A 12,198-nucleotide genomic window follows, 5' to 3' on the forward strand; every position below is an offset into this window, starting at 1 on the left:
GGGGTTTTTAATTCTTAATTCTTAATTATCAACTATTTACCTTTACACCTTGCCCATAGCCCTTTTAACTTTTTCTCTTACCCCTTAACCTTTTCCCCATTACTCAGAGATGACAATTTATCCCGAACTTAGATAAGACCAGATAAATTATAGGTAAAAATGAGGCGAGAATAACCATGACAAAAGTAAAGAAACATCATTAACTGGGGCTGGAATCATCGCTCCTCTTGAATCCAATAACTCTACCAAAATTAAATAAACAACTCCCAATAACACAGATACTATTCCTGTCACAATCGCAACTATTTTTTTTCGTTCCATTACTACAATACTCTTCGATATTTTGATTGAATTATGGGGCTAAAATTTACATTTCTTAAATTATATCTTAGTTACCTTTATTTTTCCCCTTATCTCCATCAATAGACTTCTTGGAGAAGTCAAAGAAAAGGCAAAAAGCAAGAGTGAAGAAAATTAACTGTTTCTCTTTTAATTTTAGTTTTGCAAGAGAACTAATTTATAAGAGTAAGTAAAGTAAGGGGATGAACTCGATCTATAGGGAAATATCATTAATGTAGTGATTATTCTTTTCTAAAAGTAAGACAAGGTAAGGTTTTTTCAAGAATCTAAAATATTTATTAAGAGTAATTACAAACCCCTAACCATGAATGGTTATTCAGTATTAAAATGCTAAAAAGACGTTTTTAATGACATACAATTAATTAGCATTTTGGTAGTTCGAGTGAGATTTTAAAATCTTCCCCATTAGTCAAATCAATTCTTCAGGTTAATAGAGATGAAAATAAATCAATTTTTGAGAAACTATGAGCAGGGTATTCGACAGTTTCAAGGGATTAATTTACAATCAGCGAATTTATCTGAATCTGTGTTAGTGGCGGTGGATTTACAATATGCCAAATTAATCGGGGCTGACTTTAGTCGTTGTTTTTTGACTAAATCTAACTTTTCTCATGCTCAACTCAACTGGGCAGATTTTACTTATAGCAAGTTAAGTGAAGCAGTTTTTAATGGGGCGGATTTGACCAAAGCTAATCTCACTGGGGCTTTTATGGTGCGATCGCATCTTATCAAAACACAACTTAGTGCCGCCAATCTCAGCCATAGTAATTTACGAAATGGAAACCTAGCAGAAGTTAACTTATGTGGAGCTAGTCTTTACCGTGTTAATTTAAGAGAGGCTTTTATGGGAAAAAGCAACCTCAACTGGAGTAATTTTCAAGAAGCAAGACTAAGTAAAGCAAACATGAGACATTCTTGTGCTTATCAAGCCAATTTTACTCGCTCATTCATGAAAGAAGTCAATCTGAGTCATAGCAACCTAACAGAAGCTAACCTATATGGGGCAAGATTAAGTGGATCAAATTTACAAAATACTAACTTGCAGAATGCAAACCTAAGAGAAGCAAGATTAGTTGGTGCAGACTTAAGAGGAGCGGATTTACGAGGAGCAAACTTACAAAATGCTGATTTACAAATGGCAAACCTTGACGGAGCAATTTTTGACGACACAAACTTATCTCAAGCTAATTTGACGGGAGTAAAAATAAATCACACCAGTTTTGTTAATTCTTGTCTGGATAATACTATTCTCTCTGAAACTTTGTCCAAAATGCTCAATTTTGAATTAAAAAAAAATTATCGAGTGAATATGGCAGTTAACAATTAAGAAAAGGGCAATGAGCAAGAAGGGAAGGGCAAAGGTAATAATTAATTATTTTCTCCCTAATACCCTAACACCCAAACCCCCGAACGCTTAATAACTATTACACATTAACCACTTCACTGGTGGTATTTTCTTGAACAGAAGTAGCAGATTTAGCTTTAACAGCCTTGAACATTCCAAAGCGACAAAGACCACTACCAAAGCCAACACGCATTAAAATCATGGTAGGAACTTCTCTCAAGGATTTGATAAAACCAGATAAACCAAACTTGATAATACCTTCAGGGCGCACTATGCCTTGCCAAACAGACTCCAACCAAGAAGGTAAAGTTTCTTGAGTCCAATCGGCTGTGACTACATCTCCATCGACTAAACCTGTTTCAGCAATTTGTTCGGAAAAACCTTCAATACTGGAAAAGGAAGGGTGAGACCATTGATCCAATAATTGACGCATTACAATTCTTTCCCACCAATTAAGAGGTACTTTGCGATCGTCTCTTTGATTCCAATCTGCTACCACAAGAGTACCACCGGGTTTTAAAACCCTCATCATCTCTTGAGCATATTTATTCTTATCAGGCATATGAGGACCAGCTTCGATCGACCATACCACATCAAAACTATTATCAGGGAAAGAAAGATCTAAGGCATTATCCACCTGAAATTTAGCACTAACACCTTCAGGAGTTAATTCTGTTGCCCTTTGTACTTGTTTTGGACTAATGGTAATACCTGTGGCTTCAAAATTATAATCTTTCGCTAAAATACGAGTGCTACCACCAATCCCACAACCTACATCTAAAACCTTAGTACCACGAGGTAACTTATCTAATCCTCCCCATTTAACCATTTCATGAACAAAATCAGCTTTAGCCTCTAAAAAGTCTTTGCGTCTTGGAGGAGAACCATAATGACCCAAATGGATATGCTCACCCCAATAAAATTCTAAAATTCCATCTTCTGTCCACTCATCATATGAAGTCGCAACAGTTTCAGGAGTTTCAAAAGTCCGAGGAGTCAGTAGATAAATAACAACACCTATAATTACTGATATTAGTAAAACACCAAGAGCGTAGTATAGAAACATTAAAATAAACCTTAATATTTATTTACATTTTGTTTATAATAATATCAATTTCTGAGATTTTTTGATGAATCAGATTTTTTACTGATATAGTTAGCTTTTAGTTCAAAGCTAGAGTATGGGATGAAGGTAATTTAACGATCAAGTGACATCACACACAACGAAGATCCAATAATCTTAGAATATATATAGTAATTTTCCTATTCACGAGGTGCAGTTTTTTGATACCAGTGCAGATACACCTGAGTTCGATGAAAAAAGTATCGAAAAATAAAGCGCCCTCGAGTTATCATCGAGCCAATTTTGGAATAAAAAATTATTAAATTTAGGAAAAACTCATTTAAAATCAACTTATTCAGCTTTTTTGTCAATAATTATTACTTTTAACTCCGAACTCCGAACTCCGAACTCCGAACTCAGGTAGATACAGTCTATTCTTTATTCCCGAATAGGGATGATTAGTGTACCTCAGTATTCATATCAACGCTATACAAGAATTATGTAACAGTTTCAGTTGAAGGAATTAATGTAAACTGTCTTGTAAAGAGTCAGAAAATTAACGTAAACTTTTAGTAGGGCGAACGATGGGACTCGAACCCACGAATGGTGGAACCACAATCCACTGCCTTAACCACTTGGCTACGCTCGCCATTACGATTTCTGATTATAACATAATTTCATTAAAATGATCCAGTAATTATCCAAAAAAAGTTATCTAAATATGAATCCATTATTTCTTGAAGAGCGTAAGTTTCCCCGTATTTTGTTGGCAGTTGGCGGAGGCTTTTTTTTAATTATGGGAATAATTTTAACTCTCACTAATCCCAATTCCACGAAATACGAAAAGTTTGCCACAGAAGAGTTAGTTAGGTATGCTAAGGAGAATATTTGTCCTGCTAAATCATCGAATCTGGAAGAGGCTATAAAAAGTCAGGTTTGCAATTTAATAGTCGATACAGGTAAAAATAAAATACCCCAATTAATCGCTTCCAATACGAAAAGAAATAATTATTTATTGCTCAGTCTTTATACAACTAATCTGTATATTTACCAATTTGAAACTATTGCTGTGTTTAATAATTTTTACGTCATCAATGCCCAAAAACTTCATGAATAGAAAATTAAATATGGAAATTACTTCTATTTTAATTAAGGCAATTTAAGCAATATTTCCACAAAATTAGACTCAATAATCAGTAAAGAATAAAAGATAATAAAACAATGTGTTTGCAACAACATTAAATTACAAAAAAATAGTTTACAATGAGCAAATAATTGCAATAAAACTTTATATTGAGCTTTTGAGATGAAACCGAGTCAAGCATCAAATCAAGATTTATCGAAGATTGGGCAAGATAGTGAAAAGCAAGATGATTTACCGAAAAATAACCAGAAAAAACTATCAAGATGGTTATTGATACTGTTAGTTTTGGGTGGGGGTATTGGTAGTTGGCAAATACTTAAACCTTCTTCTGTAACTTCTCAAGCTCAAGTTAAGGAGAGTGAAACACCTGCTAAACCAGTGACAGTCGAAACTTTAACTACTTCTCAAGCTGTTCAGAAAGTCAAATTGTTAGGACAAGTGGAGGCTGGTCAAAAAGCAACCCTAAGTTCTCAAATTGATGGTACGATCGAGCAAATATTAGTCAAAGAAGGCGATCGCATCTCCGAAGGTCAAGTAGTGGCGGTTTTGGATATAGCAGATGCTAAGATTGCCTTAGCCCAAGCCAAAGCTAAACTTGCTCAAGAACAAAGTAACCTCGATCGCTTACAGGTAGGTACTCGCCCAGAAATTATCGCTCAAAGACAAGCACAATTGCAGTCGGCATTAGCAAGGGAAAAAGAAGCTGAAAATAATTTAGCCAGTTTAATTGCTTTGCAACCAGATTTAATTAAGCAAAAACAAGCAGAATTACAAGCTACTCAAGCAAGGGAAAAAGAAACCCAAGATAATCTCAAAAGAATTACAACCTTGAGTGAAGAAGGAGCAATTTCCGAAAGAATTTTAGTAGAGGCTCAATCGGCAGTAGAAACAGCAGTTAATGAGAGACTAAGGGCAGAATCAGCTTTACAAGCTCAAAAAACCCAAGCCAGTCAAGATATTGCCCAAGGAAGAACCAATTTAGATAATATTCGCAGTGAAAAATTGCGTCTTCAAGCGAGTTTAGCAGAGGCAAAAGCAGGACCTACTATCGAGGAAATCGAAGCTCAAAAAGGTTTAGTAAAATTAGCCCAAGCTCAAGTCCAACAAGCAGAATTAGCCTTACAACGCACGGAAATTAAAGCACCCTTTGCAGGAATTATTCAGGCTCGACAAGTAGATACAGGAGATTATGTAGAAATAAATGATCCTCTTTTTACTTTAGTCAGTGATAAATCCGTTGATATATTTTTAGAAATTCCTGAAAACATTAGTGGGCAAGTAACACCAGGGATGAGAGTCAATTTGTCTGCCCGAGCCTTACCCGATTGGCAAGATAGAACCATAATCACCGCCGTTATCCCCACTGCCGACACTGCTTCTCGTCGTCAATCCGTTAGAGTTACATTGGGTAATCCTCCTCCCCAATTAGTCCCCGGTATGGCTATTCAAGCTGATTTAGAAATGCCCCTAGCTGTAAATGATGGCTTTGTGGTTTCTCGAGATGCCTTAACTAGAAGAGGTAATAAATGGTTATTATTCGCTGTTGAGGATGGAAAAGCAAAACAGTTAGAAGTCGAAATGGTTAATGATTTAGGTTCAGAAGTAATCATTGCTAATGCCCAACTTGAAGAAGGAAAATCCATTGTTGTCAAAGGTGGTGATGGATTAAGACATGATACTGCTATCAAAATTGTTGAATAAAGGGGCAAAGGCAAAGTAAAAGGGCAAAGTTCAAGGGGCAAGAGGCAAACCCCCCTTTATCCCCCCTCTCGAGGGGAGAGGGCAATGGTAAATAGTTGATAATTAATAACTTCGTGCCTCCGAACTCCTAACTCGTTTCTCCCTAATCACCCTCTCTCTAATTAAATTAATCACTACTTATTATTTATTTATGAATTTCATTAAAACTGCAATTCGTTGGCGACATGGTACAGGAGTATTATTTTGTTTACTTGCCCTGTTTGGAATTTTGGCGTTATTTCAACTTCCATTAGAGTTACAACCGGGGGGTGATACACCAGAAATAAGCATCCGTACTCCCTATTCTGGTGCTAGTCCTGCCGAGGTGGAAGATTTAGTTACTCGTCCTATTGAAGAAAGATTGGAAGAAGTGCCGGGGGTACAAGAAATTATTAGTACCAGTAGCTCTGGTTTGAGTAACATTAATGTTGAGTTTTCTTGGGATAGTAACATCGATCGCAGTTTGGTTGATGTTTTGAATAAATTGCAACAGGTGGAAGCCTTACCAGCAGAGGCGGATGAGTCAGAGGTCGAAATTGTTAGTGGTAGCAGTAGCCCGATGATGTGGATTGTCTTAACTCCGAAAGAGGGGTTTACAGGGGATGATTTTCATTATCGAGATCTAGTAGATGATGTGATTGTACCTAATTTACGTCAGGTGCAAGGTATTGGTGAATTTATCATTTCAGGGGGTAGAGAACGAGAAGTAGAGGTTATAGTCGATCCTAAAGCCCTTGCCGATAGAAATTTAACTATCTCTGATGTGGTGAGAACCTTAAGAAATAATAACCGAGATATTCGTGGAGGTCCGTTAGTTTTAGGGCGAAGAGAATATCGAGTAAGAACCATCAGCCGTATTGATGATGTTAAACAGTTAGAAGATTTTGTTTTGCGTCGGGATGCTTCTGGTACGGTTTATTTAGGTGATGTGGCTACGGCACAAATGGGTAGAGCGATTCAAGATCGAGCTTTGATTAGAAATAATGAACCTGCAGTAGGTATCGGGATTGTTAGGCAGGTGGGGGGTAATGTACCCGTAATTTCTCAGGGAATTCGTCAACAATTAGCTCTATTGGAAGAAAGATTCGATCGCACTGGAGAGGGGATAGCTTTTGATATTACCTATGATGAAAATGACTATGTCAATCAATCAATTTCCTTTGTTCAGAGTAATCTAATTATTGGTGCAATTTTAGCCGCTTTAATTCTATTGTTGTTTTTGGGTTCTATTCGCACAGTGGCAGTGATTGCCATTTCTATTCCTACTACCTTAATCACAGTTTTTATCGTTTTTCATCTACTCGGCAGAAGTTTAAATGTCATCAGTTTAGCTGGTTTAGCCTTTGCGGTGGGGATGGTGGTAGATAATGCGATCGTAGTTTTAGAAAATATTTTCAGTCATTTACAAAAAGGTAAAACTCCCGTAAAAGCGGCCATTGAAGGAACTAACGAAGTTGCAGGGGCAATGTTAGCCTCTACCCTAACCACCGTAGCAGTATTTGCTCCGATTATTTTAGTTACAGGAGAGGCAGGGCAGTTATTTTTTGATATTGGTATTGCCCTCTCTGTGTCTGTGTTATTTTCTCTTTTTACAGCTATTACCTTAGTACCTATGTTGGCGGGATTATTCCTTAAGCATAACGAAGCAGAACAAATGCTCTCAGGGGTAATATCGGATCAAGGAAATGGACTAGAAAGAGCGATCGCACAAACTTCGGCAATATTTCGTTTATTACAGAGTAAATTAGAAGCCTTTTTGCTAAAAACTGTTCGTTGGTCTTTAGGAGAAGGTAAATTGAAAAGAAGACTATTTGTGTTAGCCTCTCCGCTATTGTTATTAATAATTAGTTTGCAACTTTTGCCTCCTGCGGACTACTTACCAGAAGGGAATCGTAACCTAATTATTTGGTTAGCTGAACCATATCCTGGGACAAGTATTCCTGAAGCCATAGAACTTTCTGAAGCCCCTAGAAATTTTGTTGCTCAACAACCTGAAGTAATGCGTACTTTATATGTTCATCGCCCTGGGCGAAGAATAATTGCCGCTTTTATTAAACCTGAGTTGGCCACAAGTAATAATCTCAACAGTTTAGTGGATAGATTAAGAGCAAAAAGTAATGACTACCCCGGTTATCGTTTTCTTATCCCCATTAGAGCCTCTATTTTCCAAAATCCGGGGAAAGAGTTTGAAGTACAAATTATCGGAGAAAATCTTGAGCAGTTAAACCAAATTCAACAAGAAATAAGTCAACAAATTCGCAGTTTAGAAGGGGTGCGTAATGTGCGATCGAATTTTGTTACAGGCGCACCAGAATTACAAATTATTCCCAATCGGGTTCGTTTAGCAGAAGCTCAAATTTCTGAGGCAGATTTAGGGGAAGTGGTACAAGCGGCTTTAGGCGGAGTGAGGGCTTCTGAATTTGTTGATGGTAATCGAGAATTAGATGTAACAGTGGAGTTAAAAGATACCTTTGTTTCTTCTCCTGAGCAGTTACGTCAATTAGCTATTTACAATGGACAGGGCAAAAGATTACAATTGGCAGATATAGCAGAAGTATTTGAAACTACTGGGGCAGATACCATTAATCACGTGGACTTAGAAAGGTCTATAACTCTCACCGTTAGCCTCGATCGTGAAGCCCCTTTAGGTGCTTTAATAGAACAAACTCAACAGGAAATTCTTGATCCTTTACAAGAAACATTGCCCTCTGATGTACGTTTGGAGTTAGCAGGTTCTGCGGATGTCTTAGGGGAAACTCTATTTCAATTGGCTTCCACTTTTGTTCTCTCTTTAATCATTACCTATCTATTATTAGTGGCTTTATATAAGTCTTTTACTTATCCCATAATTATTATGGCAACCGTACCAATGGGAATTACAGGGGCATTGTTGAGCTTAGTTATCGCTAATTCAATTCCGGGGGTAGTTGTACCATTAGATATGATTACAGGATTGGGATTTGTTATCCTAACAGGGATTGTCGTTAATAATGCAATTTTGTTAGTGGATCGAGCTTTACAACTACAAGAAGAAGGGATGGAATATAATACCTCATTATATTATGCTGTGAGCGATCGCCTTCGTCCTATTTTTATGTCTGCTGGAACAAGTGTATTGGGAATGTTGCCTTTAGCAGTATTACCGGGGAAAGGAACGGAACTTTATCAAGGTTTAGGAGTTGTTTTGGTGGGGGGGTTAATACTTTCTACTTTTTTAACTCCTACAATTATTCCCGCTTTGATGGGCTTATTACAAGATTTTTCCCCGAAAAACCATAAACAGTCTTCATCGGAAACATCTCCTTCTGTTAGCACATTGCAAAATTAGAAACCGAAATAAGTTTGGAGTTATAGTTATTTCAATTAAACAACCAATGAAGCCCAAGCCATAAATCTTTGCCGAAGATATAGGTTTTTGATTTACTTGGCTTTGGGGCTTTTATTTAACTATTTCTCGCACTGGGCAACGCAATACCTTCTACAGCTTGACGGTAAGGCTCAACAGATTCACTATAGTCAATAGGAAGCACTGCACAAACATTCTCATGAGGACGAGGAATAATAACCCAAGACTCAAGAGCAGCACCTTCAGCCCTTTCAACTGCATCAATACCAGCAGCCATAGCGGTTTTAACCTCAGATACATCTCCTCTAATATTGACGGTAAAACGAGCGCTACCTACACGAATATAACCAACAAGGGTTACTCTTCCTGCTTTAACCATAGCATCGGCGGCGGCTAAAACTCCGGGAAATCCTTTGGTTTCAAGAGATCCAACTGCTGATTGGGAAGGCATAAAAAAATTCTCCTAAAATTTATATAAAAATTAACGATAATATAGAACAATTACTAAAAAGTAAATCGATAAGGCTCAGAGGCTTCTGTGTAATGTATTGGCAAAACGTCCACTACATTGGGGGGAGGATTCGGGACAATATAATGACTTTGAATTACTCCTCCAAAAACATTTGCTCCTTGTCGGATACCTTCTTCCATTGCCCGTTTGACTTCGGATACAGGACCTCGAAAAGCAATGACAAAATCACCTTTTTCTGCTTTATCGAAATAAACGATAGTAACACGAGCGGCTTTAACCACCGCATCGGCTGTCGCCAAAATGGATGGAAAACCGAGGGTTTCAATTACTCCTACTGCTTCAGGCATCGGTGATCAAAAAATAGATATTAAGTAATTTATCTATTTAGATTTTGCTAACATGATTTGTTTGTTGTTAGGACATCTAAAGTCGATTCTGCTAATCTTACCATTTCTTGGTAACAGGGGAGAATAACCTGTAACTATTGAATATTGAATATTGATAATTAACTATATAAGTAGAAGTAATAAATAAGTTTAGACAAGGGGCAAGGGCAATTAGTAATTAAGACATGGCAATAGGGAAACCCCTCTGTGTCTCCCTTTAAAAGGGCAGAAGGGCAGAAGGGCAATGGTAAATAGTTGATAATTAATAACTCCTAACTCTTAACTCCGTTCACGAGTGAAGAGAATGTATGAGCGGAGCGAAGTCCCCTTTCTTCCTAACACCCCAACACCCTAACACCCTAACACCCTAACACCCTAACTTCTGACTCCTACTTGATTAGTTATTTTTTTCCCAGCAACCGATAGAATCTATTTTCTAAACATTTTTAACATTCTTTGGGTAACTAAAAAGCCTCCAGAAATGTTAATTGTTCCTACCAAAATTGCGATCGCACCTAGTATAGTGGTAGGAGAAGTTAGTTCTCCTGAAATTTGCAACATTCCACCAACAATTATAATACCGCTAATGGCATTAGTGACGCTCATTAAGGGAGTGTGTAGGGCAGGGGTTACATTCCAGATGACTTGCCAACCAACAAAAACAGCTAAAATAAAAACTGTAAAATGGGATAAGAAAGACTCAGGCGCACCTATACCGATGCCGATAAGGGCTAAAATAGCTAACAATGCCCAAATAAGTCCCCCGTTGCCTTTTTTCTCTTTTTTACTCTCCGCTGTAACAATTTTCGCCTCTGGTTTTACGGGAGTTGCAGGAGATGGTTGAGCAATTTTTGGTGGGGGAAAAGTAATTTCTCCTTGGTGAGTGACTAAAGCCCCTCGAATTACCTCATCTTCAAGATTGACGGTGAATTTCTCATTACCGCCCATATCTTTGAGCAAATGCCATAAATTAGTACCATATAATTGACTAGATTGACTGGCCATGCGACTGGGTAAATCGGTTAAGCCAACAATAGTTACTCCTGCATATTGATAAATTTCATTGGGCTTTGTAACTTCACAGTTACCACCTTGTTCTGCCGCTAAATCAACAATGACTGAGCCTTCTTTCATGGTTTGCACCATCTCTTCTGTAATTAACTTCGGTGCAGGTTTCCCCGGTATTAATGCAGTAGTGATAATAATATCAACTTCTTCGGCTTGTTCGGCAAACAAAGCCATTTCTGCGTCAATAAACTCCTTGCTCATGGTTTTGGCATAGCCACCTTCCCCAGAGCCATCTTCTGCAAATTCGAGTTCTAAAAATTCTCCTCCAAGACTTTCTACTTGCTCTTTTACCACTAATCTGGTGTCAAAAGCTCTCACAATTGCCCCTAAACTTTTTGCCGCACCAATAGCCGCTAACCCTGCAACTCCAGCACCAATAACTAAGACTTTTGCAGGAGGCACTTTTCCTGCGGCGGTAATTTGCCCAGTGAAAAATCTCCCAAAATTATTGGCGGCTTCAATAACGGCTCTATAACCTGCAATATTTGCCATACTAGATAAAGCGTCTAGTTTTTGGGCTCTACTGATACGAGGCACTGCATCCATCGCCAATACAGTTGCTTGTTTGTCCGATAATTGTTCTAACAATTCGGAATTTTGGGCAGGATAAATGAAGCTAATTAGAGTCTTTTCAGGAGTTAACAATTCCACTTCTTCGGGTTGAGGGGGACGCACTTTGAGGATTATATCTCCTTCTTGCCACAGTTTTTCCCTATTTTCAATGATTTTACAACCTACTTCAGTATAAGCGCGATCGCTGAAATTGGCTTTTTCCCCTGCTTGGGTTTCAACCAAAACAGTAAAACCGAGCTTTTGTAATTTGGTAGCAGTATCAGGAGTCGCACTAACTCGACATTCTGACGGATAAATCTCTTTAGGAATGGCGATTTTTAGGGATGTCTGTACAGAATCGGAAGTCATGTTTTCTGTCAGAGTCGCAGTCATAATTTCTCCTACTTAAATTTTGAACATTTTTTCTCTTATACCTTGCATAGTAGGGTCATTCTCTTTTTTTGCTTCTTAATTTAAACTTCTCTTAGTAATTGACAAGGATTTATTTACATTCTGTTACTCGTTAGCTTTCTCAGAATTAACAACTGACGTTACGCACTTATTCATGTGTTAAGTTAAGGGAAGTTTCAGGTTTCAGACATCAGGTAGCAGGTTTAATTTTCATAAGATTACATTATTTTATCCAAGAATTTAAAATAAGAAAATCAATTAATATATATTTTTTGTCAATTTTTTAACCTAATACCTACTCTTATCTAATA

General features: G+C 37.6%; 9 protein-coding genes and 1 tRNA gene. 4 read left to right on the forward strand and 6 right to left on the reverse strand.

Translation table 11 applies throughout. The features are described 5' to 3' along the window. Window positions 1–147: 147 nt before the first annotated feature. Complete coding sequence (locus Dongsha4_RS02840; RefSeq protein WP_330204253.1) at window positions 148–321, reverse strand: hypothetical protein; 174 nt, start codon at window positions 319–321, stop codon at window positions 148–150. A gap of 475 nt (window positions 322–796) precedes the next feature. Between Dongsha4_RS02840 and Dongsha4_RS02845 the strand changes: the two genes are divergently transcribed. Further along, complete coding sequence (locus Dongsha4_RS02845) at window positions 797–1,687, forward strand: pentapeptide repeat-containing protein (protein WP_330204254.1); 891 nt, start codon at window positions 797–799, stop codon at window positions 1,685–1,687. Window positions 1,688–1,784: 97 nt separating this feature from the next. On the opposite strand, the gene Dongsha4_RS02850 is transcribed toward Dongsha4_RS02845, so the two are convergent. Further along, a complete protein-coding gene (locus Dongsha4_RS02850; protein ID WP_330204255.1) occupies window positions 1,785–2,771 on the reverse strand; it encodes a methyltransferase domain-containing protein in 987 nt (328 codons plus the stop codon). Between the two features lie 573 nt (window positions 2,772–3,344). Then, window positions 3,345–3,417, reverse strand: a tRNA-His gene (locus Dongsha4_RS02855). A gap of 72 nt (window positions 3,418–3,489) precedes the next feature. Here Dongsha4_RS02855 and Dongsha4_RS02860 point away from each other — a divergent pair. The 3 genes from Dongsha4_RS02860 (at window position 3,490) to Dongsha4_RS02870 (ending at window position 8,980) form a co-directional block, all read left to right on the forward strand. Continuing rightward, complete coding sequence (locus Dongsha4_RS02860) at window positions 3,490–3,885, forward strand: DUF4359 domain-containing protein (protein WP_330204256.1); 396 nt, start codon at window positions 3,490–3,492, stop codon at window positions 3,883–3,885. Window positions 3,886–4,074: 189 nt separating this feature from the next. After that, complete coding sequence (locus Dongsha4_RS02865) at window positions 4,075–5,613, forward strand: efflux RND transporter periplasmic adaptor subunit (RefSeq protein ID WP_330204257.1); 1,539 nt, start codon at window positions 4,075–4,077, stop codon at window positions 5,611–5,613. Between the two features lie 190 nt (window positions 5,614–5,803). After that, on the forward strand, window positions 5,804–8,980 hold the full coding sequence (locus tag Dongsha4_RS02870; protein ID WP_330204258.1) for an efflux RND transporter permease subunit: 3,177 nt from the start codon (window positions 5,804–5,806) through the stop codon (window positions 8,978–8,980). Window positions 8,981–9,095: 115 nt separating this feature from the next. Here Dongsha4_RS02870 and Dongsha4_RS02875 read toward each other — a convergent pair whose 3' ends face one another. The 3 genes from Dongsha4_RS02875 to pntA all read right to left on the reverse strand — a co-directional run bounded on the left by Dongsha4_RS02875 (window position 9,096) and on the right by pntA (window position 11,869). Next, window positions 9,096–9,449 carry a carbon dioxide-concentrating mechanism protein CcmK gene (locus Dongsha4_RS02875; RefSeq protein ID WP_330204259.1) on the reverse strand — a complete coding sequence of 118 codons (354 nt, stop codon included), beginning with the start codon at window positions 9,447–9,449 and terminating at the stop codon, window positions 9,096–9,098. Window positions 9,450–9,502: 53 nt separating this feature from the next. Beyond that, the gene (locus Dongsha4_RS02880; protein ID WP_330204260.1) at window positions 9,503–9,817 is read right to left on the reverse strand and encodes a BMC domain-containing protein; all 315 of its coding nucleotides are present in this window, start codon (window positions 9,815–9,817) and stop codon (window positions 9,503–9,505) included. Window positions 9,818–10,285: 468 nt separating this feature from the next. Continuing rightward, the gene (pntA, locus tag Dongsha4_RS02885; RefSeq protein ID WP_330204261.1) at window positions 10,286–11,869 is read right to left on the reverse strand and encodes a Re/Si-specific NAD(P)(+) transhydrogenase subunit alpha; all 1,584 of its coding nucleotides are present in this window, start codon (window positions 11,867–11,869) and stop codon (window positions 10,286–10,288) included. Between the last annotated feature and the right edge of the window lie 329 nt (window positions 11,870–12,198).

Origin of the sequence: Cyanobacterium sp. Dongsha4, from assembly GCF_036345015.1 — a bacterium.
In the GTDB taxonomy this organism is placed as follows: domain Bacteria; phylum Cyanobacteriota; class Cyanobacteriia; order Cyanobacteriales; family Cyanobacteriaceae; genus PCC-10605.